The 24,889-nt window shown below is 68.4% G+C and carries 23 protein-coding genes and 2 pseudogenes; 12 read left to right on the forward strand and 13 right to left on the reverse strand.

Annotated elements, in window-relative coordinates:
* Positions 1 to 44 precede the first annotated feature (44 nt).
* Positions 45 to 1,676 (forward strand): L-glutamate gamma-semialdehyde dehydrogenase, encoded by a 1,632-nt coding sequence (pruA, locus tag GCN81_RS21585; RefSeq protein WP_156726255.1) that lies wholly within the window; start codon positions 45 to 47, stop codon positions 1,674 to 1,676.
* Between the two features lie 114 nt (positions 1,677 to 1,790).
* Here the strand turns inward: pruA and GCN81_RS21590 are convergent, their stop codons facing one another.
* Positions 1,791 to 2,666, reverse strand: a complete 876-nt coding sequence (locus GCN81_RS21590) for an alpha/beta fold hydrolase (RefSeq protein ID WP_156726256.1) — start codon at positions 2,664 to 2,666, stop codon at positions 1,791 to 1,793.
* A 183-nt stretch (positions 2,667 to 2,849) separates the two neighbouring features.
* Here GCN81_RS21590 and GCN81_RS21595 point away from each other — a divergent pair, with 183 nt between their 5' ends.
* Positions 2,850 to 3,560, forward strand: a complete 711-nt coding sequence (locus GCN81_RS21595) for a tyrosine-protein phosphatase (protein WP_156726257.1) — start codon at positions 2,850 to 2,852, stop codon at positions 3,558 to 3,560.
* 13 nt (positions 3,561 to 3,573) lie between these two features.
* Here the strand turns inward: GCN81_RS21595 and GCN81_RS21600 are convergent, their stop codons facing one another.
* Positions 3,574 to 4,272 (reverse strand): nitroreductase family protein, encoded by a 699-nt coding sequence (locus GCN81_RS21600; RefSeq protein ID WP_156726258.1) that lies wholly within the window; start codon positions 4,270 to 4,272, stop codon positions 3,574 to 3,576.
* 140 nt (positions 4,273 to 4,412) lie between these two features.
* Between GCN81_RS21600 and GCN81_RS21605 the strand changes: the two genes are divergently transcribed.
* Together GCN81_RS21605 and GCN81_RS32765 are read left to right on the forward strand one after the other, a co-directional pair.
* A complete protein-coding gene (locus tag GCN81_RS21605) occupies positions 4,413 to 5,033 on the forward strand; it encodes a TetR/AcrR family transcriptional regulator (protein ID WP_156726259.1) in 621 nt (206 codons plus the stop codon).
* Positions 5,034 to 5,248: 215 nt separating this feature from the next.
* Entirely contained in the window at positions 5,249 to 5,380 is a 132-nt protein-coding gene (locus GCN81_RS32765) for a hypothetical protein (protein WP_267904598.1), read from the forward strand.
* A gap of 27 nt (positions 5,381 to 5,407) precedes the next feature.
* Here the strand turns inward: GCN81_RS32765 and GCN81_RS21610 are convergent, their stop codons facing one another.
* Entirely contained in the window at positions 5,408 to 7,045 is a 1,638-nt protein-coding gene (locus tag GCN81_RS21610; RefSeq protein ID WP_197287730.1) for a purple acid phosphatase family protein, read from the reverse strand.
* Positions 7,046 to 7,275: 230 nt separating this feature from the next.
* On the opposite strand from GCN81_RS21610, the gene GCN81_RS21615 reads away from it, so the two are divergent.
* Together GCN81_RS21615 and GCN81_RS21620 are read left to right on the forward strand one after the other, a co-directional pair.
* Complete coding sequence (locus tag GCN81_RS21615) at positions 7,276 to 8,316, forward strand: 3-isopropylmalate dehydrogenase (protein WP_156726260.1); 1,041 nt, start codon at positions 7,276 to 7,278, stop codon at positions 8,314 to 8,316.
* Between the two features lie 242 nt (positions 8,317 to 8,558).
* Complete coding sequence (locus GCN81_RS21620; protein WP_156726261.1) at positions 8,559 to 9,647, forward strand: branched-chain amino acid aminotransferase; 1,089 nt, start codon at positions 8,559 to 8,561, stop codon at positions 9,645 to 9,647.
* 133 nt (positions 9,648 to 9,780) lie between these two features.
* Here GCN81_RS21620 and GCN81_RS21625 read toward each other — a convergent pair whose 3' ends face one another.
* Positions 9,781 to 11,241 carry a cytosine permease gene (locus GCN81_RS21625; protein WP_156726262.1) on the reverse strand — a complete coding sequence of 487 codons (1,461 nt, stop codon included), beginning with the start codon at positions 11,239 to 11,241 and terminating at the stop codon, positions 9,781 to 9,783.
* A gap of 157 nt (positions 11,242 to 11,398) precedes the next feature.
* Between GCN81_RS21625 and ureA the strand changes: the two genes are divergently transcribed.
* The 6 genes from ureA to GCN81_RS21655 all read left to right on the forward strand — a co-directional run bounded on the left by ureA (position 11,399) and on the right by GCN81_RS21655 (position 16,941).
* Positions 11,399 to 12,208 (forward strand): urease subunit gamma, encoded by an 810-nt coding sequence (ureA, locus tag GCN81_RS21630; RefSeq protein ID WP_156726263.1) that lies wholly within the window; start codon positions 11,399 to 11,401, stop codon positions 12,206 to 12,208.
* Positions 12,205 to 13,896, forward strand: a complete 1,692-nt coding sequence (locus GCN81_RS21635) for an urease subunit alpha (protein ID WP_156726264.1) — start codon at positions 12,205 to 12,207, stop codon at positions 13,894 to 13,896. The genes ureA and GCN81_RS21635 overlap by 4 nt, the downstream gene beginning before the upstream one ends.
* 69 nt (positions 13,897 to 13,965) lie before the next feature.
* The gene (locus tag GCN81_RS21640; protein ID WP_156726325.1) at positions 13,966 to 14,997 is read left to right on the forward strand and encodes an agmatine deiminase family protein; all 1,032 of its coding nucleotides are present in this window, start codon (positions 13,966 to 13,968) and stop codon (positions 14,995 to 14,997) included.
* Between the two features lie 87 nt (positions 14,998 to 15,084).
* Complete coding sequence (locus GCN81_RS21645) at positions 15,085 to 15,639, forward strand: TetR/AcrR family transcriptional regulator (protein ID WP_197287745.1); 555 nt, start codon at positions 15,085 to 15,087, stop codon at positions 15,637 to 15,639.
* A 150-nt stretch (positions 15,640 to 15,789) separates the two neighbouring features.
* The gene (tatA, locus tag GCN81_RS21650) at positions 15,790 to 16,077 is read left to right on the forward strand and encodes a Sec-independent protein translocase subunit TatA (protein ID WP_156726266.1); all 288 of its coding nucleotides are present in this window, start codon (positions 15,790 to 15,792) and stop codon (positions 16,075 to 16,077) included.
* Positions 16,078 to 16,239: 162 nt separating this feature from the next.
* Positions 16,240 to 16,941 carry a DedA family protein gene (locus GCN81_RS21655; RefSeq protein WP_156726326.1) on the forward strand — a complete coding sequence of 234 codons (702 nt, stop codon included), beginning with the start codon at positions 16,240 to 16,242 and terminating at the stop codon, positions 16,939 to 16,941.
* Positions 16,942 to 17,002: 61 nt separating this feature from the next.
* On the opposite strand, the gene GCN81_RS21660 is transcribed toward GCN81_RS21655, so the two are convergent.
* From GCN81_RS21660 to GCN81_RS31985, 9 genes and pseudogenes are all read right to left on the reverse strand, one after another.
* Positions 17,003 to 17,284 carry a hypothetical protein gene (locus tag GCN81_RS21660; protein WP_156726267.1) on the reverse strand — a complete coding sequence of 94 codons (282 nt, stop codon included), beginning with the start codon at positions 17,282 to 17,284 and terminating at the stop codon, positions 17,003 to 17,005.
* Positions 17,285 to 17,496: 212 nt separating this feature from the next.
* Complete coding sequence (locus GCN81_RS21665) at positions 17,497 to 18,282, reverse strand: alpha/beta fold hydrolase (protein WP_156726327.1); 786 nt, start codon at positions 18,280 to 18,282, stop codon at positions 17,497 to 17,499.
* Between the two features lie 158 nt (positions 18,283 to 18,440).
* Positions 18,441 to 18,583, reverse strand: a pseudogene (locus tag GCN81_RS33060) (IS630 family transposase); the annotation flags it as partial.
* A gap of 15 nt (positions 18,584 to 18,598) precedes the next feature.
* Positions 18,599 to 18,955 carry a hypothetical protein gene (locus GCN81_RS21670; RefSeq protein ID WP_231626886.1) on the reverse strand — a complete coding sequence of 119 codons (357 nt, stop codon included), beginning with the start codon at positions 18,953 to 18,955 and terminating at the stop codon, positions 18,599 to 18,601.
* 377 nt (positions 18,956 to 19,332) lie between these two features.
* Positions 19,333 to 20,283, reverse strand: coding sequence for a hypothetical protein (locus GCN81_RS21675; RefSeq protein ID WP_156726268.1), 951 nt, complete (start codon positions 20,281 to 20,283; stop codon positions 19,333 to 19,335).
* 63 nt (positions 20,284 to 20,346) lie between these two features.
* Positions 20,347 to 22,578: a hypothetical protein gene (locus GCN81_RS21680; RefSeq protein ID WP_156726269.1), complete on the reverse strand. Its 2,232-nt coding sequence runs from the start codon at positions 22,576 to 22,578 to the stop codon at positions 20,347 to 20,349.
* 9 nt (positions 22,579 to 22,587) lie between these two features.
* On the reverse strand, positions 22,588 to 23,022 hold the full coding sequence (locus GCN81_RS21685) for a hypothetical protein (protein ID WP_156726270.1): 435 nt from the start codon (positions 23,020 to 23,022) through the stop codon (positions 22,588 to 22,590).
* A gap of 45 nt (positions 23,023 to 23,067) precedes the next feature.
* A complete protein-coding gene (mycP, locus tag GCN81_RS21690; protein ID WP_156726271.1) occupies positions 23,068 to 24,333 on the reverse strand; it encodes a type VII secretion-associated serine protease mycosin in 1,266 nt (421 codons plus the stop codon).
* A gap of 43 nt (positions 24,334 to 24,376) precedes the next feature.
* Positions 24,377 to 24,889, reverse strand: a pseudogene (locus GCN81_RS31985) (hypothetical protein); the annotation flags it as partial.

Consider the following 24,889-nt stretch of genomic DNA (forward strand, 5'->3'; position numbering starts at 1 on the left):
ACCGACTCACACACCCCCGCTACCCCCTAAGGAGATTCGGCGTCATGGATGCTGTAACCCAGGTCCCCATGCCGGTCAACGAGCCGGTTCACTCCTACGCTCCCGGCTCCCCGGAGCGCGCCCGCCTGGAGGCGAAGCTCAAGGAGCTGTCCGGGAACCCGATCAACCTGCCGATGACCATCGGCGGCGAGAAGCGGATGGGCGGCGGCGAGCGCTTCCACGTCGTACAGCCGCACAACCGCAAGGCCGTCATCGGCACGTACGCCAACGCCACCGAGGCCGACGCGCAGGACGCGATCGACGCGGCCCTGGCCGCCGCCCCGGCCTGGCGCGCGATGTCCTTCGACGACCGCGCCGCGATCATCCTGCGCGCGGCCGAGCTGCTGTCCGGCCCCTGGCGCGAGACCCTCGCGGCCTCCACCATGCTGGGCCAGTCGAAGACCGCGCAGCAGGCCGAGATCGACACGCCTTGTGAGCTGATCGACTTCTGGCGTTTCAACGTCAAGTACGCCCGTGACCTGCTCGCCGAGCAGCCGGTCGCGAACTCGACGGGTGTCTGGAACCGTCTGGACCACCGCCCGCTCGAGGGCTTCGTCTACGCGATCACGCCGTTCAACTTCACCGCGATCGCGGGCAACCTGCCGACCGCCCCGGCCCTCATGGGCAATGTCGTGGTCTGGAAGCCGTCCCCGACGCAGACCCACGCCGCCGTGCTGCTGATGAAGCTGCTGGAGGAGGCGGGTCTGCCGAAGGGCGTCATCAACCTGGTGACGGGCGACGGCCTCGCGGTCTCCGACGTGGCGCTCAGCCACCCGGACCTCGCGGGTATCCACTTCACCGGCTCGACCAAGACCTTCCAGCACCTGTGGAAGACGGTCGGCAACAACATCGAGAAGTTCAAGTCGTACCCGCGCATCGTCGGCGAGACCGGCGGCAAGGACTTCGTGGTCGCCCACCCGTCGGCCGACCCGGCGATCCTGAAGACGGCGCTGACCCGTGGCTCGTTCGAGTTCCAGGGCCAGAAGTGCTCGGCGAGCTCGCGCGCGTACGTCCCGCGCTCGCTCTGGGAGAGCGGCCTGCGCGAGGAGTTCGCGACCGAGGTCGACGCCATCAAGATGGGTGATGTCACCAATCTTGAGAACTTCATGGGCGCCGTGATCGACGACCGTGCCTTCGCCAAGAACAAGGCGGCGATCGACCGCGCGGCGACGGACCCGACCTGCAAGATCATCGCGGGTGGCAGCTATGACGACTCGGTGGGCTACTTCGTCCGCCCCACGGTCATCGAGTGCTCCGACCCGGCCAACGAGGTCTTCACCACGGAGTACTTCGGCCCGATCCTCGCGGTCCACGTCTACGAGGACGACGCGTACGACACGATGCTGGCCCAGATGGAGTCGGTCTCGGCGTACGCCCTGACCGGTTCGATCATCGCCGGTGACCGTGCGGCGGCCGCCGACGCGATGGACAAGCTCCGCTACGCGGCGGGCAACTTCTACATCAACGACAAGTCGACCGGCGCTGTCGTCGGCCAGCAGCCCTTCGGCGGCGGCCGCGCGTCCGGCACCTGCGACAAGGCGGGCGCCCCGCAGAACCTGATGCGCTGGACGCTGACCCGCGCCATCAAGGAGACGCTGGTCCCGCCGACCGACTACCGCTACCCGCACATGGGCTGACCCACGCCTCGGGGGCCCGCCCCCACGCCTGGGGCCCGCCCCCACCGACCACCGCCCTCGTCCGGCCTGCACCCCGGACGGGGGCGGTGTGCGTTCTTCCCGGGCCTCGCGGACCTATGGGTTCCTGGCGAGAAAGTCACCGATCAGCGTGGCGATCTGTGCCGCGTGGGTCTCCAGGGCGAAGTGCCCGGTCGGCAGCAGGTGCACCTCGGCCTTGGGCAGGTCGCGTTGGAAGGCGAGGGCGCCATCCGGGACGAAGATCTCGTCATGGGCGCCCCAGACCGCGAGCAGCGGCACCTGCGAGTCGCGGAAGTACTCCTGGAAGGCGGGGTAGAGGTCGAAGTTGCTGCCGTAGTCACCGATCAGGCCGAGCTGGATCGCGTCCTGTCCTTCACGCGCCATCAGGGCGGCGTCATGGTGGTACGCGTCCGGGCTGACCAGCGTCGGGTCCGGCACCCCGTGGGTGTACTGCCACCGGATGCCCTCCAGCGAGCGGATGGCCCGTACCGGCGCGGCGGTCTCCGGATTCGTCGGGTCCGCGATGAACGCGAGCACGGGCGCCCAGCCCTCCTTGCCGAGCCCCTCCTCGTACGCGTTGCCGTTCTGCGTGACGATCGCCGTGACGCGCTCGGGGTGGGCGAGCGCCAGGCGCAGGCCGATCGGGGCGCCGTAGTCCTGGATATAGATCGCGAACCGGTCGAGCCCGAGCTGCTCGGTGAACTCTCCGACGAGGTCGGCCAGTTCGGCGAAGGTGTAGCTGAACGCGTCGGCGGACGGGGCGGCCGAGCGGCCGAAGCCGAGGTAGTCGGGGGCGATGACGTGGAACCGGTCGGCCAGCCGCGGAACGAGGTCGCGGAACATGTGCGAGCTGCTGGGGAAGCCGTGCAGCAGGAGGAGGACGGGGGCGTCGGCGGGGCCTGCCTCACGGTAGAAGAGCTCGTGGCCGCGGATGGTGGTGGTCAGGTGCCGGGTCTGCTGCGACGCGCTCATAACTAACCTCTCATGGGTGATTTGGGGGTTGTGGCGACGGGTTGAGTAGAGCACGCCGGGACCTAACTGGTCAACGGTCATAGGATGGTTAGGTGGAACCGTGTGTCGATCACCCGGCGTCCTGCCTTGGGGCAGCGACCGCGCCCAACTCGCCTTCAGGTGCCAGGGATTAAGGGAGAGTCGATGACCATCGCCGCCATGGACCGTTTCCTCGACTGGGACGGCTGCCACAATGTCCGCGACCTCGGCGGGCTCGGCCCGGTCCGCCGAGGGGCTCTGGTTCGGGCGGACCGGCTCGACAAGCTGACGGCGTCGGGCTGGGAAGCGGCCTACGCGCACGGCATACGCACTGTCGTGGACCTGCGCAACGAGGACGAGTACGGGGACGACGCGGCGCCCCGGCCGGATGGGATCACGACACTGCGGGTGCCGCTGGACGGCATCGAGGACCGTGAGTTCTGGGACAAGTGGTGGGGCGACTGGCGCACCGGGACGCCCGTCTACTACCGGCCGTTCATGGAGCGGTTCCCGGAGCGGGTCGCCGCCGTCGTACGCGCGATCGCGCGAGCCGAACCCGGCGGTGTGGTCTACCACTGCGCGGCGGGACGGGACCGTACGGGAATGATCTCCCTGGTCCTGCTGGCCCTGGCGGGTGTGACGGCGGACGAGGTCGCCGCCGACCACGCGCTCAGTGCGGCGCGGATGCCCGCGATGTTCGCCGCGCTCGGCCGCGACTGCGACCAGCCGGAACTCGACGCCGAGCTCGCGGCGGCGGGGACCAGCAACCACGGTGCGGCGCTGGAGACCCTCCGCTGGCTCGACGCCGAGCCCTACGTCCGCGCGGCGGGCGTTACTGACGCCGAACTGACCGCGCTACGGAACCGGCTGGTCTAGCCGGGACACGTGCTCAGATCTCCACCATCACCTGATCCAGCGACTTGCGTACGAGGTCGGGGACCTGGCAGTCCGGGGCGGGGTAGCCGACCGGGATGACCGCGAAGGCCTTCTCGTTCTCCGGGCGGCCCAGTACCTCGGAGAGGAAGCGCATGGGGCTCGGGGTGTGGATCAGGGCGGCCAGCCCCGACTGGTGCAGCGCGGAGAGCAGCATGCCGACCGCGATGCCGACCGATTCGTCGACGTAGTAGTGCTTGTGTTTGGTGCCGTCGGCGCCGAGCCAGTACCGCTGCTGGAAGACGACGATCAGCGCGGGCGCGTCCGTCAGATGCGGTTTGACCTCGTCGGTGCCGAGCGGACGCAGGGCCGCCAGCCACTCCTCGCCGAGGCGCCCGTCGTAGCTGATCCGCTCCTCGTGCTCGGCCGCCTCCCGGATCTGGCGGCGTACCTCGGGGTCGCGGACCAGTGCGAAGGTCCACGGTTGCTGGTGGGCGCCGGACGGGGCGGTCGCGGCGCAGGCTATGGCGTCCCGGATGACCTGCTCCGGGACCGGGTCGGTGGCGAACTGCCGTACCGTCCTGCGCTGTTGCATGCGTGTGCGCAGTTCGGCGGCGCGGGCGAGTGACTCCGCTGGGTCCATCCGCTCGGGGTGGTAGGGGACGGGGCGGTACGGGGCGCCGTGGATGGGCGTCCACTCCTCAGTGATCGGCATGGCCCAGATTCTGCTCCGCGCCCCCGCGGCGCGCCAGAGGGCGACGAGCGGCGACGTACTCGCCGCGGGTGCGGGTGCGGGTGCGCAGGACGGGTGCTGGTGCTGCGTGGAGAGTACTGCGTGTGCAGTACTCTCCCTCCATGCGTCAGAACCCCGCCCGCCGTACCGCACTCCTCGACGGCGCCATCGAGGTACTCGCCCGCGAAGGCTCCCGCGGACTGACCCTCCGGGCCGTCGACAAGGAAGCCGCGGTGCCCATCGGGACCGCCTCCAACTACTTCACCCACCGCGCCGACATGCTGGCGCAGGTCATGCAGCGCATCCTGGAGCGGCTCACCCCCGACGAAGCCGCCCTGGCCGACACCATGACCGCGCGGCCGTCGGCCGAGCTGGTGAAGACCCTGCTCCACCAGCTCCTCGACCGCACCCGCCGCGAGCGCAGCAGTCATCTGGCCCTGCTTGAGCTGCGTCTGGAGGCCACCCGGCGCCCCGAGCTGAACGCCGAGCTGACCCGGTTCTTCAGCGGCCAGCTCGAGGCCAACATCGACTTCCACCTCGGCGCCGGACTGCCCGGCGACCGCACCGGCGTGGTGCTGCTCTACCTCGCCATGCTCGGGGTGATCGTGGACGACCTCACCGTCCCCGAGCTGCTCACACCCCACCGGATCGACGTGCTGATCGACGCGATGGTGACACGGCTGCTGGGGAGCGGGAGCGGCCGGATTCATGATCGCGTCTCAAATACTAGGAAGTCCGAGTAACTGTGAAGACAGGAGCGCGTCTCTGCCTTAGCTTTGTAGAAGCCGAACGTCTCGCTAGATCAAGCGAATGGCGGTTGTGAGCAGGTCCCTTGCGCAGGTAACCCCTGCGGCCCGGCTCCCCGCCCCTTCCGGCGCCTCGAAATCCAGCGTCCCCCAGAGCCGTACGGCCGTGTCCGGCACGCGCTCTGGACCGTGATCTCAAGGAGTCGATCACCATGTCCGTCGAGACGAACACCCCCCGAGTCCGCCGCAACCACGCCACCGCCGCGCCGGAGCGCAAGAACGCCGCCGCCGCCCTGCAACGGGCCCTCGACCGCAGGGACAACGGCGGCGCCACCGGCCACTGAGAGCCAGTCGCCGCGTCTACGTCGGCGTCACCGGCCTCGCTTGATCTCGAAGTAGTCGACGCGCTCGCCACTCTCGGCGAGCGCGGAGACCTTCAGCACCGGCGCCGCACCGGCCTCCGCCTCCATCGCGAGGAAGGAGAAACCGGTGAACCGCACCCGCGACCACTCCACCAGGTCCGGGTCCGGCAGCCGCAGCTTGGTCCAGTGGTGGGTCAGGATCGAGTCGCGGTCGTTGACGTTGCCCTCGTAGCTGTCCTCGACCCCGAGCCCGAAGCTGTACAGCGCCTTGCCCGCGCCACCCGCCGTCACGTACACGATGCCGTCCCGCGTCGGGTCCGTTGAGGCCCCGATCGGCACCGGCTTGCCGACCTCGCCGTTCTTGATGGCGTCGGTCCGCTCGTACACATGGTTGTGTCCGTTGATCACCAGGTCGACCTCGTGCTGGGTGAACAGCGCAAGCCAGGCGTCGCGCAGCCCGCCGTCCGAGCCGTGCGTCGCTGTCGAGTACATGCAGTGGTGGAAGAAGACGACGATGAACTCCACGTCCGGGTCCCGGCGCAGTTCGCCGAGCCGCCGGTCCAGCCAGGCCGTCTGCCTGCCGTCCGTATAGCCCTTGTTGGCGGGTATCTGGTACGAGACGTCGTTGGCGTCCAGCGCCACCACGCCGACATTGCCGTACGTGAAGGAGTACACGCCCGGCGCGTTCCGCGGGTCGAAACCGTTCTCCGGGAGTGAGAAGCGCGCCGACTGCCCGCCGTAGCCGTTGGGCGAGTACCAGGCCTCCATGTCGTGGTTGCCGGTCGTCACCATCCACGGGACCCGGGCCGCCACGCTCTCCGTCTGTGCCAGGAACTGATCCCAGACGCGGGCGTCGTAGACGTCCGACTCCTTGCCATGCCCGCTGGAGTCCGCGTAGCAGAGGTCACCCGCGTGCAGATGGAAGGACGGGTTCTGGCCAAGGATCAACTGGTCGTTGGCGAGGGCGTCATAGCTCACGCCCTGGTCGCCGAACGCCGTGAAGACGAACCGCTCGGGCTTCGCGGGCGCCGTACGGAAGGAGCCCAGCGTGGAGATCCGCTCCGGCGAGGCCGGGTCGAAGCCGTCGTGGCCGACGCCGTAGTAGTACGTGGTGCCCGGCCTCAGGCCGTCCAGGGCGGCATGCAGGTAGTACTGGTCGACCTCCGGCAGCTTCCTGGACAGCGCGGGGGTGTGCAGCTCGCGCACCTCGGCGTCGAACTTCCGGCTCAGCTCCCAGGGCGTCAGACCCACCCGCAGGTAAGGCCGCTTGACCGCGAACGGCACCTGCCAGGAGACCCGCATCTGGGTCTTCGGGTCGGCGCCGAAGGCGAGATGCCGACCGAACGGGGCGACCAGCGAGCCGTCCACCTTCGCCGTGGCCGGAGAGCCGACCAGCGTGGGGGACGTCCGGGCGGTGGGCGTGGCTCCGTACGCGCCCTCGTGCGGGCCCCCGTGCGCGCGGCCCGAGTCGCCCACCAGCAGCCCGCCGCCCCCCACCACGGACGCCGTCGCCAGACCACCGACCAGCGCGCCGCGCCGTGAGACCCTGGCGCGTGCGTGCCGGGCGCGCAGGTACTCATGCTGCTCGGCCATGCTCATGCGGCGTACGAGCTGCTCGGGGATGCCGACCTTGGGAGTGTCACTCATGCGGGGCAACTTCCCAGTAACTTCCAACTCCGGCCAGGCCAGCGGGTGAACAGCCGGTGTAGACCCAGGAACCAGATCGAGGAACCAGATCCAGGAACCAGATCCACACCAGGTCCAAGCCAGACCCAGGAATGAGCCCGTGGCGTATCCACGGCGCCCCGGCATATCCACCAAGTCCACATCCTGGACATGGATGTGTCATCCCATGGGACGGGGAGTACGGTTCTGTCATGTCTCGCAGCATCAATCTCGCAGTGGTTCCCGGTGACGGCATTGGCCAGGAGGTCGTGGCGCAGGGGCTCAAGGTCCTCGCCGCAGTCCTCCCGCAGGATGTGAAGCTGGAGACCAAGGAGTACGACCTCGGCGCCAAGCGCTGGCACCGCACCGGTGAGACCCTCCCGGACGCGGAGCTGGAGTCGCTGAAGCGGCACGACGCCATCCTGCTCGGCGCGATCGGCGACCCGACCGTGCCCTCCGGCGTCCTGGAGCGCGGGCTCCTGCTGAAGCTGCGGTTCGCGTTCGACCACTTCATCAACCTGCGGCCGAGCAAGCTCTTCCCGAACACCTCGACGCCGCTGGCCGGACGCCCCGAGATCGACTTTGTGGTCGTTCGCGAGGGCACCGAAGGCCCGTACACCGGCAACGGCGGCTCGCTGCGCACCGGCACCCCCGCCGAGGTCGCCACCGAGGTCAGCGTCAACACCGCGTACGGCGTGGAGCGGGTCGTCCGGGACGCCTTCGAGCGGGCCAACTCCCGCCCCCGTAAGAAGCTGACGCTGGTCCACAAGAACAATGTGCTCGTGTACGCGGGCCACCTGTGGAAGGGCATCTTCGACCGGGTCGCCACCGAGTACCCGGACGTCACCACCGACTATCTGCACGTCGACGCCGCGACGATCTTCTTCGTCACCCAGCCAGAGCGCTTCGACGTCATCGTCACCGACAACCTCTTCGGTGACATCCTCACCGACCTCGCCGCGGCCGTGACCGGCGGCATCGGCCTGGCCGCGTCCGGCAACATCAACCCGACGGGCGCCTTCCCGTCGATGTTCGAGCCTGTGCACGGCTCCGCGCCCGACATCGCGGGCCAGGGCAAGGCCGACCCGACGGCCACGATCCTGTCGGTCGCGCTGATGCTGCGCCACCTCGGCTTCGAGGCCGAGGCCGAGCGCGTCGAGGAGGCCGTCTCGGCCGACCTCGTGGAGCGCGAGGGCACGACCCGTACCACCGAAGAGACCGGTGACGCACTCGCCGTACGAGTAGCGAGCTGACCCGGCCACCACAGGCTCTACGCCTTTCAGCCGCCGGGTGCGCACACCCGGCGGCTTTTCCTCTGCGGCGCCGGGTGTCACCATCGACCCCTGGGCCGCATTCACGCTGTTTCGTGCCCGGTTCCCGTTCGAGCGATAATCGGACGTGGGGCCGCGCCGCGCATGCGGGAAGCTCGGACGTCCGGCAACGGTAACGGCGTGAGCGCGGTCCATCACACACAACAGGTGAAGGACACGCACTCATGACGACGCCCACGATCGAACTCAAGCCCTCCGCCCACCCGCTGTCCGACGCGGAGCGTGAGGCGATCATGGCCAATCCGGGATTCGGCCGCCACTTCACCGACCACATGGTGACGATCAAGTGGACGGAGGGCCGCGGCTGGCACGACGCCGAGCTCGTCCCGTACGCGCCGCTCTCGCTCGACCCCGCGAACATGACGCTGCACTACGCGCAGACGATCTTCGAGGGGCTCAAGGCCTACCGCCGCGCCGACGGCACCATCGCCACCTTCCGCCCGGAGGCCAACGCCGAGCGCTTCAACGCCTCGGCCCGCCGGATGGCGATGCCCGAGCTGCCCCCCGAGCTGTTCCTCGCCGCGTGCGACACGCTGGTCACACAGGAGCAGGCCTGGGTCCCGGGAGCGGGCGGCGAGGAGACGCTGTACCTGCGGCCGTTCATGTTCGCCACCGAGGTCGGCCTGGGTGTGCGCCCGTCGAACGAGTACCTCTTCATCGTCATCGCCTCGCCCTCCGCGCCGTTCTTCGCGGGTGGCGTCAAGCCGGTCACAGTCTGGCTGAGCGAGGAGTACGTGCGGGCCGTCAAGGGCGGCACGGGCGCGGCGAAGACCGGCGGCAACTACGCGGCCTCGCTGGCGGCGGCGGCCGAGGCCAAGTCGCACGGCTGCGATCAGGTGGTCTGGCTGGACGCCTTCGAGCACCGCTGGATCGAGGAGATGGGCGGCATGAACCTGTACTTCGTGTACGGGAACAAGATCGTCACCCCGGAGCTCACCGGCTCGCTCCTCCCCGGCATTACCCGTGACTCGCTCCTCACGATCGCCCGCGATCTGGGCTACGAGGCGGTGGAGGGCCGCATCTCCACCGAGGACTGGAAGCGCGGCAACGAGGACGGCACCCTCACCGAGGTCTTCGCCTGCGGTACGGCTGCGGTGATCACGCCGGTCGGCGCCGTGAAGTCGGCGCGCGCGGACTGGACCCAGGCGGACGGCCAGCCGGGCGAGGTCACGATGAAGCTCCGCAAGGCGCTGCTCGACCTCCAGTCGGGAGCGTCGGCGGACACGCACGGCTGGATGCACCAGATCGTCTGAGGCGTTTCAGCCCGGCCAAAATCCAGCCCGGCCGGCGTTTGAGGCCAAAGGGGGTCTGGGGGCTTGCCCCCAGTTTCGGGAAGGGGCGGGGTAGGGGAGACAGCCCGCCGCAGGCGCCCCACCCCAGCCCCACTCAAGCCGCGCTGTCGACCCGAGCCGCGACCCCGGCCGGAGCCCCTTCTGCTCCGGCCGGGTCGGCCGGGCCCGTGGCGGCGCCGGAAGCCCCCGGCGTCAGCAGCACATACAGCAGCCCGCCCACCACGCCCGAGAGCAGGAAGCTGAAGTCCAGGCCGCCCAGCAGCTCGACGAGCGGCCCGGTGTAGTTCGGCGTGTCCACGGCGAACAGTCCCACGGCCGAGCCCGTCGCCCAGGCCGCCGTGGCCTGCGGATTCCACCCACCGCGGAACCAGTACGCGCCACCGCGCGCCCGGCGGTTGAGTACCTGGAGCGCCTCGCTGTCGTACGCGCCGCGGCAGCGCACGTACCCGATCAGCACGATCACGGCCCAGGGGGTACCGACGGCGGTGAGCGCCAGCACGAATGACGTCATCGCGTCCTGGGCGTTCCACGCGAAGTGGCCGAAGAAGACCATCACGGTGGAGATGACGGCTACGGCGTAGGTGGCCTTCGTCCGTGTGGTGCGCGGCATGATCGCGTCCAGGTCGAGGCCCATCGAGTACAGCATCAGTCCGGCGTTGCCGATGGACCCGGCGGACGCGGCGAGCAGCAGCGGTACCAGGAACCAGACGGGCGACGCGGCGACGAGCGGCCCGGCGTAGTCCTCGTAGGCGCCCGCGGCGAGGGCCGTGAAGGTGCCGAAGAGCTGCGGGATGGACAGGCCGACCACCAGGCCAACGCAGGTGGCGAGCCAGACCGTCTTCGACGCGTGGCGCTTGGGCGATATGTAGCGGGTGTAGTCGCCCAGCAGCAGAATGAAGGCGATCGGACCGCTCAGCCCGGCCGCGACGGCGGACAGCACCCAGGTCGGCCAGAAGCCGCCCAGCAGGTACTCGCTGCCGACCGGGGCCGCGGTGGTGAAGTCCGGGGCGTACGCGAAGACGCCGACGATCAGCAGCAGGGTCATCCCGATGGCCAGCACACGGGAGAGCCGCAGCAGCAGCCGGTAGCCGTAGATGGCGGCGAAGGCGGTGGCGCCGGCGAGTACGGCGTAGACCAGCGCGTATCCCACACCGGACTCGGGCATTCCGAAGAGTCGGCCCATGGTGGCGACCATCGCGTCGCCGCCGACCCACAGCGTGAGCGCGGAGTAGCCCAGCGACAGCAGGAGGCCGATGACCGAGCCGATGAGCCGCCCGCGCACGCCGAACTGGGCTCCGCTGCTGGTGGAGAGGTTGGTCGCGGTACGCAGCGAGACCAGGGCGAGCGGGGCGACGAGGAAGGTGCCGACCAGCGTGCCGACCAGGAGCGAGGTGACCGAGGGCCAGAAGCCCAGACCGAAGGAGACCGGCAGCCAGCCGAAGATCACGACGCCGAGGGCGAGGTTTGAGCCGAGGAGGAAGCTGACCACGTCGCGCGGCCTGCTGGTGCGTTCCTCGTCGGGGATGGTCTCGACGCCGTATTGCTCGATCTGCATGGAGGTTCTCCCTGGGGACCTGGGACGTTGCATTTCTTAGAGCGGCACTCAAACCTCTGAGCGAGACTTAATGTGCGGTCTCTCTCGCCCCTGGGTCAAGACTTTCGCGAAAAGAATCGAAGGTTTAGAGTGACGTTCAAATAGGAGGTGTGGTGACGTGCGATTGACCCCCACGGAGCGCGACCGGCTGCTGCTCTTCAACGCCGCCGAGCTGGCCCGGGCCCGCCGGGCACGCGGGCTGCGGCTCAACGTCCCCGAGGCGACCGCGTTGATCGCCGACACGGTCTGTGAGGCCGCCCGCGACGGGCTGCGGCTCGCGGAGGCCATCGAGCGCGGCGGCGCCGTGCTCGGCCCGGACGACGTACTGCCGGGTGTCGCCGACGTGATCACCGAGGTCCATGTGGAGGCCGTCTTCGACGACGGATCCCGGCTCGCCGTCGTCACCGCGCCGCTCAGCGCGGGCGCCAGCGGTGACGCCGCTCCCGGAGCACTGCTCCCGGCCGCCGCCCACGCCGACCCGGCGCCGACCCGCACCCTGACCGTCCGCAACACGGCGGCGGTCCCGGTCAGCGTCACGTCGCACTTCCACTTCTTCGAGGCCAACCCCCGGCTCGACTTCGACCGGGCGGCGGCCTACGGCACGCACCTCGCCGTCCCCGCCGGGTCATCGGTCCGCTTCGACCCCGGCGGCGAGGCCGAGGTCGGGCTCGTACCGATTGGTGGAGACCGCGTCGCGATCGGCTTCGCTGGCCTGGTCGACGGGCCGCTCGACGCCTCCGGAGCCAAGGAGGAGGCGCTGCGGCGCGCGGCCGCGTGCGGCTACCTCGGTGCGGGGGCCGCCGGTACGGGCGCCGAGAGCACCGGCGCCGACAGCACTGGCGGCGAGAGCACCAGCGCGGCCAGCACCACAGCCGCCAGCACCGGCAACGAGAGCACCGGCGACCACGCCCCGGAGGCCCACCGATGACCGCCATCGACCCCCACGACTACGCGGCCGTCCACGGCCCCCGCGCGGGGGACCGGGTCCGGCTCGGCGACTCCGGCCTGACCGTACGGGTCGAGTCCGATGCCCAGCGCTACGGCGACGAGTTCCTCGCGGGCTTCGGCAAGACCGCCCGCGACGGCCTGCACCTCAAGGCCGCGGCCGTCCGCGAGACCTGCGACGTCGTCATCAGCAACGTCCTGGTCATCGATGCCGCTCAAGGCATCCGCAAGGTCTCCATCGGCATCCGTGAGGGCCGCATCGCGGCCATCGGGCGGGCCGGGAACCCCGACACCCTCGACGGTGTGGACGTGGTCGTCGGCACCGGCACGTCCATCGTGTCCGGCGAGGGCATGATCGCCACCGCGGGCGCGGTCGACCCGCACGTCCACCTGCTCTCGCCCCGCGTCATGGAGGCGTCCCTGGCCTCCGGCGTGACCACCATCATCGGCCAGGAGTTCGGCCCGGTGTGGGGCGTGGGTGTCAACTCGCCCTGGGCGCTGCGGCACGCCTTCAACGCCTTCGACGCCTGGCCCGTCAACATCGGCTTCCTGGCGCGCGGTTCGTCATCCGACCAGGCTCCGCTGGTCGAGGCGCTGGCCGAGGGCGGCGCCTGCGGCTTCAAGGTCCACGAGGACATGGGGGCGCACACCCGCGCCCTGGACACCGCGCTCCGCGTCGCCGAGGACCACGACGTCCAGGTCGCCCTGCACAGCGACGGCCTCAACGAGTGCCTGTCGGTCGAGGACACCCTGCGCGTCCTGGAAGGCCGCACCATCCACGCCTTCCACATCGAGGGCTGCGGCGGCGGCCACGTACCCAACGTGCTGAAGATGGCGGGCGTGCCGAACGTCATCGGCTCCTCCACCAACCCCACCTTGCCCTTCGGCCGGGACGCGGTCGCCGAGCACTACGGGATGATCGTCTCCGTACACGACCTGAAGACCGACCTGCCGGGCGACGCGGCGATGGCCCGCGACCGGATCAGGGCCGGGACGATGGGCGCCGAGGATGTCCTGCACGACCTCGGCGCGATCGGCATCACCTCGTCCGACGCCCAGGGCATGGGCCGCGCGGGCGAAACCGTACGCCGTACCTTCCAGATGGCCGGAAAGATGAAGGCCGACTTCGGCCCCCTGGACGGCGACGGGCCGGATGACGACAACGCGCGCGTGCTGCGCTATATCGCCAAGCTGACGATCAACCCGGCGATCGCGCACGGCATCGCCCACGAGGTGGGCTCCATCGAGACCGGCAAGCTCGCCGACATCGTCCTGTGGCGCCCGGACTACTTCGGCGCCAAGCCGCAGCTGGTGCTCAAGTCCGGCTTCCCGGCGTACGGAGTGACGGGCGATCCGAACGCCGCGACGGACACTTGCGAACCCCTCGTCCTGGGCCCGCAGTTCGGGGCGCACGGCGCGACGGCGGCCGACATCTCGGTGGCTTTCGTCGCCGGGGCCGCGGTCGAGTCGGCGTCGGACACCATGCCCACGCGCCGCCGCCGCGTGGCCGTGCGGGGCACCCGTGGCATCGGCCCGGCCGACCTGCGCCTGAACTCCCGTATCGGGGAGGTCGGCGTGGACGCCCGCAGTGGCCTGGTCACGCTGGACGGCGACCCGGTGCGCTCGGAGCCAGCCGAGTCGGTCTCCCTGAACCGCCTGTACTTCCTCTGAACCTCACTGAACTTCGTTCTACTTCCTCTGAACTAAAGGCCCCTGCGAGGACCCCCGATGAACACCCCCATGAACACTCCCGCCGCCGACGGCTTCCGTATGCCCGCCGAGTGGACCCCGCACGAGCGCACCTGGATGGCCTGGCCGGGCCCCAATCCGACCTTCGACAACCCCGCCGACCTGGACGCATCTCGCGAGGCCTGGGCGTCGGTCGCCCACGCCGTACGCCGCTTCGAGCCCGTCACCGTGGTAGCCAGCCCCGACCAGGCCTCGGCCGCCCGCCGCTACCTGGGCCCCTCCATCGACGTGGTCGAGCGTGAACTCGACGACGCCTGGATGCGCGACATCGGCCCCACCTTCGTGACCGACGGCCGGGAACTCGCGGCGGTGGACTGGACGTTCAACGGCTGGGGCGCCCAGGAATGGGCGCGCTGGGAGCACGACAGCAAGATCGCCGCGCATGTCTCGGACCTGGCCGGGGCCCGTACGTACGCCTCCCGCCTCGTCAACGAGGGCGGCGGCATCCACGTAGACGGCGAAGGCACGGTCCTCCTCACCGACACCGTCCAACTCGGCCCCGAGCGCAACCCCGACTGGACCCGCGCCCAGGTCGAGGCCGAGATCCACGCCCACCTGGGCACCACCAAGGCGATCTGGCTGCCGCGCGGACTGACCGGCGACTACGAGGGCTTCGGCACGCTGGGCCACGTAGACATTGTCGCGGCCTTCATCAAACCGGGCGTGGTCGTCGTGCACAGCCAGCCGGACCCGTCCCACCCCGACCACGAACTGTGCAAGTCCATGGCGGCCTATCTGCGCACCCAGACGGACGCGAAGGGCCGCGCCCTGGAGGTTGTGGAGATCGCCGCCCCGACCGTTTTGGAGGCGGATGGCGGCTGGGCCGACTATTCCTACATCAACCACTACCTCTGCAACGGCGGCGTGGTCCTCTGCTCCTTCGACGATCCACGCGACGAGATCGCGGCCGGGATCTTCCGCCGCCTCCTGCCCGAGCGGACGGTCACGCTCGTAGATGCCCGTACGATTTTCGCCGGGGGTGGCGGCATCCACTGCATCACCCAGCAACAGCCCAAGATCTGACATGTGACATCTGGAGAACCCGTGGCCGAGGCCAGTACCCCGCGCAGGCGCAATGCCCCACCGCGCGAGGAGGTGCTGGCCGCGGCCATGGAGATGATCGCCGCCGGAGGCCTGGACCGCCTGACCATGGCGGCACTCGGCCGCGAGGTAGGCATGAGCAGTGGCCACCTCCTCTACTACTTCAAAACAAAAGACGAGCTCCTCTTCCAGACCCTGGAATGGAGCGAGGCCCAACTAGGCGCCGAACGCCGCGCCCTGCTGTCCCGCCCAGCCCCGGTCCGCGACCGCCTCGACGCCTACGTAGACCTCTACGTCCCCGACGCCCCCCGCGACCCGCACTGGACCCTCTGGCTAGAGGTCTGGAACCGCTCCCAGTACGCCGACGCGGAAGCAGGCGCCCGCACCCGCCAGGCCGCGATCGAGGGCGCCTGGCACCGCGACCTGGTAGCCCTCCTCGCCGAAGGCGTCTCCCAGGGCGCCCTCCGCCCTCTGGACCCCGAACGTTTCGCCACCCGCCTCCGAGCCCTCCTGGACGGCTTCGCGGTGCACGTGGCCGTAGGCCTCCCCGGCACAGATCGCACCCAGATCCTGTCCCACGTACGGGAGTTCCTGGACGAGGTCACGCACCCACTTTCGGGTTAGCGGACGGAGCCGGTGTGTACCGAGCTTTGCGCGGACATTACTCTACGATTGCTCGCGAGGAATATGATGACGGCCTGTGTGGGCTGTCAGCAAAAGGCTCCGCCCTCACCGTTCACTGATCAGGTGACTTCGGTCGGAAAGTAGGCAGTCATGGGTGCACTCAGCGTTTGGCATCTGGCCATCGTGCTGGGGCTCGTCGTACTGCTTTTCGGTACGAAGAAGCTGCCCGAGATGGCACGTTCGCTGGGCAAGTCCGCCCGGATCCTCAAGAGCGAGGCCGCGGCCATGAAGAACGACGGCCCCGCCACGGACGACGCCCACAACGCTCCCGGCACCGCGCAGCAGACCACAGCGCCCAGGACCATCCAGACCGCCGCCCTCGGCGATGTCGCCCCCGCGCATGCCACCGACGAGCCGAAGCGCACACCCCAGGTCTGAAGCCTCAGGTCTGCAGCCTCAGGTCTCACGTCTCAGGGCTGACGCCGCTCCGACGAGCGGGCCGAACCACCATGAGCACGTTGGCAACTTGTGCCGACACCACTTCGGGCTTGTCTGCCCGCCCTCACAGAACTCCAGGAGTCGGCAATCGTGAACACGGCGATGACCACCCTTGCCCTCGGCCCTGGCTGGCTCGACCCGGATTTCCTCATCAACGAATTCGGCCTGATCGGTGTACTGGCCATTGTCTTCGCCGAGTCCGGGCTGCTCATCGGATTCTTCCTCCCCGGTGACTCGCTGCTGTTCACGACCGGTCTGTTGGTGACCACCGACGTGCTGGATGAGCCGCTCTGGCTGGTCTGCACCCTGGTCGCGTTGGCCGCCATCCTCGGGGACCAGGTGGGCTATCTGTTCGGACGCAAGGTAGGCCCCTCCCTGTTCAACCGCCCGGACTCCCGCTTTTTCAAGCAGGAGAACGTCCAGAAGGCCCACGAGTTCTTCGAGAAGCACGGCCCGAAGTCACTGGTACTGGCACGCTTCGTGCCCATCGTGCGGACGTTTACGCCGATCATCGCCGGTGTGAGCCGGATGAACTACCGCTCCTTCATCGTGTTCAACATCGTCGGCGCCATCCTGTGGGGTGTCGGCGTCACTGCCCTCGGCGCCGCCCTCGGCGGAATCGACTTCGTACACGAGAACATCGAAGCGATCCTGATCGCCATCGTGCTGCTGTCGGTTCTCCCGATGGTCATCGAATATCTCCGGGCCCGGAACAGCTCCAAGAAGGAAAAGGACGAAGCCGCCGAGAAGGCCGACTCCGTCGCGCCGGTCCGCCCTGAGCGCCGCCGACACGCCAAGCGCTGACGGCAAAGCAAGGCAAGGCCAGGCCCGCCGAGCACACCGTCCCCCCTCGATCGCCCACTGCTCAGCGAGTGACCGCGAACATGAGCAGGACGATGAAGAGCGCCAGGGCGCCGAGGGTGGCACCGATGACGGACGCGCCGAAGTTCGTGGCGAGACCCCGCTCGTTGTTCCAGATCCCCAACGCGCCCAGGACGAGAGCGAGGAGCCCGAGGGGCGCGGCGACGAAGTCACCGATCACAGGGATGAAGGAACCCACGAGGGCGACAACGCCCAGGGTGAGGGAGGTGTCTCCCGAGCGATTGCGGGGCGCACCCCCGCGGGGTCCCTCGTCCTGATGAGGCATGCCGTCCCTCTCGCACTGGAATTCCGGTACGCCCCCAGAGGGGCCATGCTCCATACAGCCACCGTGCTCGTAGCACCCGCTCCCCGCTATCTTCCCTCATACCCGCAGCCCCGGACACGTCGCCCTCGCCCTCGTCCTCGCCCTCCATGCCCGACGCCCCGGACCGGGAGGCGCCTGCGGCTGACTCCCGCGCTGGCAGTGGCGACGGCAGGTCACAGAGTGTCGAGGAACGCGCGCACCGCCGCGGCGAACCCGGTGGGATTGGTCTCATGCACAGTGTGCCCGGTGGCGAGAGACACGAGCCGAGTGTGGGGACGGCGGGCCGCCATTGCTGCGGCGTGTTCCGCGGTGAGCGTGTCGCTTTGGGTGCCGTGAATGAGCAGGGCGGGGCAATCGGTGGCGAGCCAGTCGTCCCAGTGGTCGCCGTTGACCTGACCGACGGAGGTCACCATGTCTTGCGGGCGAAACGCCAAGCCCCACCCGTCGGGATACTCGCGGATGGAGTCGGTCAGGTACCGGGCCGATCCTCCGAGTTGCTCGACCAGGGCCGCGCGGGTGGGTGCCCGGTGCGGCCATGCCAGACAGAAAGACAGGTCATCGTCGGTCTCGGTGCCGATGTCTTCGATGACGAGCGCACTGACCACGGCGGGGTGGCGCGCGGCCAGCTGGTAGGCATTGACGCCTCCCAGCGAGTGCCCGAGCACCACCGTCCGACGCAGGCCGAGGTGCGCGATGAGCGCGGCCGCATCGTGGACGTAGCCTTCGCGCGAGAAGTCCGTTGGCCTGTCGGAGAAGCCGTGCCCCCGCTGGTCGAGGGCCACCACCCGCCAGACGGGAGCCAGCGCCTGCGCCAGGCCGGTGAAGGTACGGGCCTCGTTGAAGTGCCCGTGCAGAGCGAGCAGGGGCCGCCCCGGCCCCCCGAAGTCAAGGTAGGACAGTCGACGCCCGGCCACCGTCAGTGCCGCGCGCGTCGGTTCGGGCTGAGATATCGGCTCCATGAAGATCAGCCTGCCACCAGAGCGCAACCGCCCGTGCACCCGGCCCCGCCAGGACATCACCCCCCACGAGCAGCTGTCGGCGCGCAAGCCCGACATCTCTCAGCTCCATCCCCCCCGTGCCAGATGGGGCTGTCGCTGACGGGATGCGATCCCGGCTGGTCGGGCGTGTGGGTAGGCAGCTGGACACGGTGAGCCACTCGGCCATCGCGTGGACGAACTCACGTATCCCGGCGGCCAGGTGGAGGCGGATGCTGTCCCAGACCAGCACCATCGGACCGCCGAGCTGGATGCGGGCGCGCATACTGCCAGCGCCAGCTCACTGACGTACGGCCGCCATCGCCTCATCGAGCACCTTGGACAAGTCGTCGGCAGCTGCCTTGACGGTGGCCTCGTCGGAGCGTGCGTCGTGCATGCGATGCAGCGCGTCCCTGTACCGGGCGGCCAGCTCAGGCCTGCGCGTGATTTCAATATCCCGGAGCCAGGTGAGGCCCCATGCCCGAAGCGACGTCAGCGAGTCCGCCGCGAGCGCCCCGGCAACGGCCCTGTCGCGATGCTCAGCCATCGTCTCCAAGCGCTGCGGGGTGACGGCGGCCAGAGCCTGACGCAGAGCCTCGGGGGCGCGCGCGGGGCGGGGAATCAGCCCTCCATCGTGGCGCTCAGGCCGTTCGGTCACGGGTTCCTCCTCTGGGGCGATCCCCTGGCAGAGCAGGGTCGCACCGTTCGTTACGCGGCGTCCTGGCTGTGCAACCGACTCCACCGAGGGAAGGGCCAGGGCCCACTCTCGTGAGGCAGTAGCCCCCGACTCTGGGCGATATCCAGCCGGTGGCGACCCCAGTTCGGGGCGGTGGCTTCCCATAATTGCGTACCACCCTGTCACTCAGGATTCCGTCGTCAACACGCCGGAGCACGTGGCATGCGTCTCCGATGAGCGACAGGTTGCCACTTGCCAGTGTCACGTACAGGACAACAGCAACCGCCACAAAGCGCGGCGTGCGACGAGGGGATGTTGCGGTTACGGAATTCCCGAGGTTCCGAGGGGGAAGCGATCTGTCACGACTTGATCTCCTGGTGGGCGACGCTCTCGCTGCGCTCCACCTCGGTCAGAAGGTCTTGTCGGGCCGACTCGTCTGTGTTCCGCGCTGTAGTCCAGGATCGGGCCATGCCGAGTCCCTGGGTGGCGAGACGGTCGGCATGGGCCGTGTTCGGTGTGTTCCTCAGTTCGCGGAGCCATGCCGCGATGAGATAGTCGGCCGGGTTGTCTTGGTAACTGCGCTCGGTGGCCGGCTCGCGCAGTATCCGGTCTACGACTGCTGTGTGCCAGGCCTGGCCCTCTTCTTTGCCTCGGTGCTGGATGATGGCGACCCCGATGGCGTCGAGGATGCCGAGGGCGCGCGCGTTCTTCTTCGCCGGCAACGAGAACTCGACCCCGGCGGCGTCATCGGGAACGGCAGCGAGCTGCTGCGCGGCGTGCCGAGTCTCTGCCACGCGGAGGATGGCGTAGGCCTGTGGGTCCTGGGATATGGCGCGCACGATGTCCCTGAAGTACGTGGTGTAGACCGCGAGGTGGTAGGTGCCACCCTCCTCCCACGGCGGATCTGTAGCGTCCGCGTGACTCACATAGTCGGGGTCGAGGCCGGCAAGCATCTCGTGGACGTCGGGAGCGTAGTCGGCGAGGGCGGTGGCGAGCGGTACACGGAGTGCGGGGTCGACTGTGAGGTTTTCCGAATCTTCGAATCCAAGGGAAAAGAGCACGTCTTTGAGCGTTTGTGCTTCCCGCCGACTGTGGCGGGCGGGCTCGCTTCCCCTGGTTGCCTTCACAATCGCTTCGCCCAGCTCGGCGCAGCTCATGCCGGGTTGCATGGCCTCTCCCAAGGACTTCTGCACGCGTTTGTTCTCCGGCAGCCCGCTGCAGGAAGCGGTCGTCTCACTGCTGAGGAGGAGCCATGCCCCGCTCCCGCCCAGCAGAACTAGGCAGACCCCGAACGCGATCAGGGTCTTCACGCGCGTGGCTCGACTTTTGGTTTCCCGCGGCGGCATGGCTTTGTTTGCTCCTGCACACTTTTGTCAGTTGGTTGTGTCTGTCAGGTACTTCTCTGCCGTCTGGGTTCCACGGACACGTCCGCTGAGAGCCGTCTCGGTGTAGCTCTGGATCTTCGGGTCGGAGATTCCCTCCTGATCGTTTGCCCACTCACGTATCAGGATGGGTAGCTGATTGTTGACATCGAGATAGAGGTCTGCGATCTCGTGGTTCGCCTTACCGTCGATCTTGGCCTTCATCTCGTTGCCCATTTCCCATGCCCACACATCGACGCCGCGCTGAATCACGTCGCCGAAGGCGATGGAGACACCGCCAGCCGCCGTGAAGTACAGAGGCGTCACCGCACCGCCGACGACGTGGTAGGCGATCTTGGACTTCCAGTCCGCCTCGCTGTACCCGGCCATTCGACCGTCGTTGATCACGTCTTCCCTTATGGAGCCCATCACGCCCAGCGCAGTGCCCGCCTTGTTGAGCGTGTTGGTCAGCTCCTCGCCCTGAGCCCCCTTCGGCACCTGTTCCAGCGAGAGGTCGATGTACCGGGACTCTGCCTTGTGGAGTGTGCCGTATGCCTCCGGATCTTCTGAAAGCCCGCGCATGAACTGCACCAGGTCGGTTTGGGGCACGGCCAGGTGGGTCTCTCCGTCCTTCTGGAAGTGACCGGTACCTGCTTCCGTGATGTATTCGGAGTCCAGGCCCCCAAGGATCTCGTGAGTGTCGGCCGCGTACGAGGCGAGGGCCCGTGACAGTGGCTGGCGCATGTTCTCAGGCACGCTCTGGTCGGGGCCGAGCTCGCCGATGACGTGGTGCATGATGCGGGCTTGGGCCACGTTGTGGGGCGTCGCAGGCCAGGGGTCCTGCTTCGGCCCGAGGGGTGTGTGCCCGGTGGTCGCCGCCTCCAGTGCCGCGCCGAAGCCCGAGCGGGCGTCGCCGTCTTCGGCCATGATTGGCATGTCGATCGTGGTGCGGACGGGCGGGGCGGCGTAGCCGTCGATGACGGTGTCCCAACTCCGTTCGCGGAGCAGGTACTTGAGATTGTCCGTGCGCTTCGGGTCCAGGTACTCGGTGCTGGTCGCTGGGTCGCGGGACATGACATCGAGGATGCCGTCGAGCGGGTCGTTGGCGAACCAACCTCGGTCCTTGCCCGAGAACTCGTCTCGAAGGGCCCAAAGGGATTTGATATTACCCTTGCTCCTGTGCGCCTCCTCCGCCTTCCGGATGTCGTCCGCCATGTCCTTGACGAACTGCCCGGAATAGCCGCGTCCTTGCTGCATCAAGGTGACCAGGCTCTGGTAACCCCGGACCTTCTCGTCCGGAATCGGGCTGAGGCCGTCCACCTTGAAGCGCTCGGTTCCGACCTTCCGTATCTCCGCGCGAAATTCCTTGTAGAATGTGGAATTCGGGTCCTTAGCCGCGGTCGCCAGAGTGGTCGCGAGGCCCTTCTGGAGGTTCAGGTGCTGTTTGTCATCCTTCTTGTTTGAGTCGTGAGTGCGCTCGTTCAGTGTGTTGGTCAGCTTGATTAGGCCGTCTGCACCGAGAGAGTTGAGCAGAGTCTGACTAAAAGCCTTGTTCCCGGCATTGTCTCGGAAGGACCTCTCCGCTTCTCTGAGCTCTGCCGGGGATGCGTCACCAGAGTTGATGCGAGTGGCGATATCGGCCAGTTTCTCTGCTTCGTACTCCTCGATGTCGTTCTTGGCGTCCTTGTTGAAGTTGAGGCCGTCCAGCGGGTTGGCGTCAGCTACGACGGCCTTGAGGGCAAGCAGGACACCCTTGTCGGCGTCGGTGACGGCTTTGACTGCCTGGTTTAGGCGCTGGGTGTAGGCGGATACAAGGGTCTGGACGCTTTCCTGGTAGCTCGGGTCGTGGGCCAGTGCGACCCGCGAGCCCTCGTCGAGCTGGGTGGTGTCGAACGTGACGACGCCCTGCTCGGAGACCTTCAGCTTCTTCGTGAGAGCTTCGGTGCGGATCGCCTCAACCTGCTTGCGCAGGGAGACGAACTGCTTGTGCGCGTCACGTAGGAGGGAAGCGACGGCCTTGGCCTCACGCTGTGCGTACTTGAATTCATTGAGGGTGTCGCCAAAGCTGCGGTTCGCCCACGCCGCACTGTCCCCCTCCCAGGACGGTTTCAGGGTGATGCCATGGACGTCACGCTCGTACGCCGCTTCTCCGTCCTCGAACTCGCCAGCCATCTCGTCCCACTGATCGGCGGCTTTGGTGAGTTTGGAGAGATTGGTTTCCATGACCTCGTAGTAGCTCGGCATGGAATCCTCCTAGAGATTGGCTATTTGAGATGATCGGAGGCCGACTCCGACGTCTGTTCCCTTAAGGATTCCTGCAGCCTTGTGCAGTGCGTAACTGTCAGCTGCCAGGCGCTTCCGCAGGGCCTTGACCTGTTCACTCCAGGTCTTGAGGGCGTCGTTGAGGCCTGTTGCCGTATCCCAGCCCTCGCCGTGTTTCCTGAACTCAGTGACCGCCGCCTTGGTTTCCTCGTCGGCGGTTGTTCCGGCCTTCCCTACGCCCCCGCTGATGTAGCCGTCGATCGCTTTTATGGCAGCCTTCATCTCGGCGGGGCTGGAGGCCAGGTGCCCTGTGTAGCCGGGCCCCGCTCCTCCGGGGCTTGGAGGCGTTGCGTTGACCTGCATCCTCTGGGCCGCGTGCTTATCCGCTGCCTCGGCCTTCAGCTGTTCCCACTCGTCCCAAGCCATGATTGCTTCTCCCGTTGGTGTGTTGTTGGTCAGCCGTGGTGGTGATCAGCCCTGGCGGCGGTTCCGGATGACCGTGGGGACCGCGATGGCGGCCCCCAGGAGTGCGGCGGCGCCGAGGCCCAGGGCGATCCAGCGGGTGGTGTTGCTGTCGTCGTTGGAGGAAGAGGCTCCGGTGATTCGCTTCTCGTTCTGCTCGCCGCGCGCGTCCTCGGCGTCGTCGCCCTTTGGCGGGGAGGGCTTGGGGGAGGGGGACTTGGTGGGTTCGGGCTTGGGTTGTTCGGGGATGGGGTATTCGCTGGCGGGGCCGGGGTCGCCTGGGTTGGTGAGGGCGATGCGGGGGCGGATTACGCCGTAGCCGACTACGTCGTCTCGGGAGAGGGTCTTTCCGTTGCCGCTGGCCGTTTGCATGAGGACGCGGAGTACTTGGTTGTTTGTCCAGTCGGGGTGCTTGGACCAGATGAGGGCGGCTGAGGCGGAGGTGAGGGCGGTTGCGCCACTGGTGCCGGTGCCTTCGCAGATCTGCGTCTTACGGGGGCATGCCCGAACCATGTCCTCCCCGGGGGCGGCAAGGTCAACTTGAGGCCCCCACTGGGAGTTCTTCACCGGTTTGGCAGTCCGGTCAACTCCTGCCACGCCCACGACGCCAGGGGTTGCGGCTGGGTACATGACGGGGTTTCCCTTGTCGCCGCTGTTGCCGACCCCAGCGAAGACGAGCTTGCCTCGGCTCAGGGCGTATTCGACCGCTGCGTTCAGCTCAGGCGTGTCTACGTCTTTCTTACCGGGAGAGTTCGTGGCTGCCAGGGAGAGATTGATGATCTGGGCGTCGGAGTCCGCTGCGTAGCGGATCGTCTTTGCCACGAACTCGGAGAATCTGTTCTGCCCGGACCTGAGACCCTCCTGCCCGTAGCGGATGCGAATGGGGAGGATCTTGACCCCCGGCGCCAGCCCGAAAGACGCGTTGGGCCCGCCACGAGCACCAGTCGCCGCGATCAGGGCAGCCATTCCCGTGCCATGCCCGTCATAGTCTGTGTTCTCGTCGCCTTTGAGAGCCGAGAAATCCTTCCCGTCCAACACCTGGCCGTGCAGATCCGCGATCGACTTGTCGACCCCGCTGTCGATGACGGCGACGGTGATGCCCTTGCCGGTGCTGGTTTTCCACATCTCCTCGGCGTGCATCGCGTCCAGGTGCCACTGGTCCTCGCGGATGGAGTCGGCGTGTGCGGGGACGGTGGCGATGCCTGCCAGCAGCAGGCCGAGTCCGGCTGCCAGGGCGGGCCTGAGTCGGGCTGGTCGCCTGTTGCGGGTGTGCATCTGGTTGCCTCTTGGTGGGTGTGGGGGTGTGGCGCGGGCGGGGCTAGTTGTCGATGACTGGTGGGGTGGCGGGTCGTTGGCCCTGTTGCCAGGTTGCTTCGTCTTCGGTGGCCAGGCCTGGGCGGTCGGTCCGGTCGTCGTTGCGGTGTGGTGGTTTGGCGCGGGTGCCGGGTGGGGGTGGGGTTGTGGGGGTGGTGCCGCGTACGAGGCCGGTGCCGCCCGGGGTGAACTGGCCCCGACTGCTGCGGCTGGTCTGCTGGGGGGTGCCGCCGATGACGCCGCCGCTCTCGCGGGCCAGGCGGCGGCCGGTGGCCGAGCTGCCCCGGCCGGGGGTGGTGCCGCCTGCTCCGGCGCCCACGCCGCCTGCCCCGACCGGTCCGCGGCCGTAGGGGGTTTCGGTGCCGATGACGGTGCCACGGGGGCCGGTGGGGCGTCCGGTGCCCGTCTGGGCGGGGCGCCCGATGCCAGTCTGGGTGGGGCGGCCGCCGATGATGCCGCTGTCGCGCGGCAGGCGACCGGCCGCGCCGGGGCCGGGGTTGGCCGGGCGCTGTTGGCC

The organism is Streptomyces apocyni (assembly GCF_009739465.1).
GTDB lineage: Bacteria > Actinomycetota > Actinomycetes > Streptomycetales > Streptomycetaceae > Streptomyces > Streptomyces apocyni.

Bases quoted from the DNA above. Each gene is read 5' to 3' on its own strand.
- GCN81_RS21610 (WP_197287730.1), bottom strand. From the start codon at position 7,045: ATGAGTGACACTCCCAAGGTCGGCATCCCCGAGCAGCTCGTACGCCGC.
- GCN81_RS21685 (WP_156726270.1), bottom strand. From the start codon at position 23,022: ATGGCTTGGGACGAGTGGGAACAGCTGAAGGCCGAGGCAGCGGATAAG.
- GCN81_RS21595 (WP_156726257.1), top strand. From the start codon at position 2,850: ATGACCATCGCCGCCATGGACCGTTTCCTCGACTGGGACGGCTGCCAC.
- GCN81_RS21655 (WP_156726326.1), top strand. From the start codon at position 16,240: ATGACCACCCTTGCCCTCGGCCCTGGCTGGCTCGACCCGGATTTCCTC.
- tatA (WP_156726266.1), top strand. From the start codon at position 15,790: ATGGGTGCACTCAGCGTTTGGCATCTGGCCATCGTGCTGGGGCTCGTC.
- GCN81_RS21625 (WP_156726262.1), bottom strand. From the start codon at position 11,241: ATGCAGATCGAGCAATACGGCGTCGAGACCATCCCCGACGAGGAACGC.
- GCN81_RS21590 (WP_156726256.1), bottom strand. From the start codon at position 2,666: ATGAGCGCGTCGCAGCAGACCCGGCACCTGACCACCACCATCCGCGGC.
- mycP (WP_156726271.1), bottom strand. From the start codon at position 24,333: ATGCACACCCGCAACAGGCGACCAGCCCGACTCAGGCCCGCCCTGGCA.
- GCN81_RS21620 (WP_156726261.1), top strand. From the start codon at position 8,559: ATGACGACGCCCACGATCGAACTCAAGCCCTCCGCCCACCCGCTGTCC.
- GCN81_RS21660 (WP_156726267.1), bottom strand. From the start codon at position 17,284: ATGCCTCATCAGGACGAGGGACCCCGCGGGGGTGCGCCCCGCAATCGC.
- GCN81_RS21640 (WP_156726325.1), top strand. From the start codon at position 13,966: ATGAACACTCCCGCCGCCGACGGCTTCCGTATGCCCGCCGAGTGGACC.
- GCN81_RS21635 (WP_156726264.1), top strand. From the start codon at position 12,205: ATGACCGCCATCGACCCCCACGACTACGCGGCCGTCCACGGCCCCCGC.
- GCN81_RS21605 (WP_156726259.1), top strand. From the start codon at position 4,413: ATGCGTCAGAACCCCGCCCGCCGTACCGCACTCCTCGACGGCGCCATC.
- GCN81_RS21600 (WP_156726258.1), bottom strand. From the start codon at position 4,272: ATGCCGATCACTGAGGAGTGGACGCCCATCCACGGCGCCCCGTACCGC.
- pruA (WP_156726255.1), top strand. From the start codon at position 45: ATGGATGCTGTAACCCAGGTCCCCATGCCGGTCAACGAGCCGGTTCAC.
- GCN81_RS32765 (WP_267904598.1), top strand. From the start codon at position 5,249: ATGTCCGTCGAGACGAACACCCCCCGAGTCCGCCGCAACCACGCCACC.
- GCN81_RS21645 (WP_197287745.1), top strand. From the start codon at position 15,085: ATGGAGATGATCGCCGCCGGAGGCCTGGACCGCCTGACCATGGCGGCA.
- GCN81_RS21665 (WP_156726327.1), bottom strand. From the start codon at position 18,282: ATGGAGCCGATATCTCAGCCCGAACCGACGCGCGCGGCACTGACGGTG.
- GCN81_RS21680 (WP_156726269.1), bottom strand. From the start codon at position 22,578: ATGCCGAGCTACTACGAGGTCATGGAAACCAATCTCTCCAAACTCACC.
- GCN81_RS21615 (WP_156726260.1), top strand. From the start codon at position 7,276: ATGTCTCGCAGCATCAATCTCGCAGTGGTTCCCGGTGACGGCATTGGC.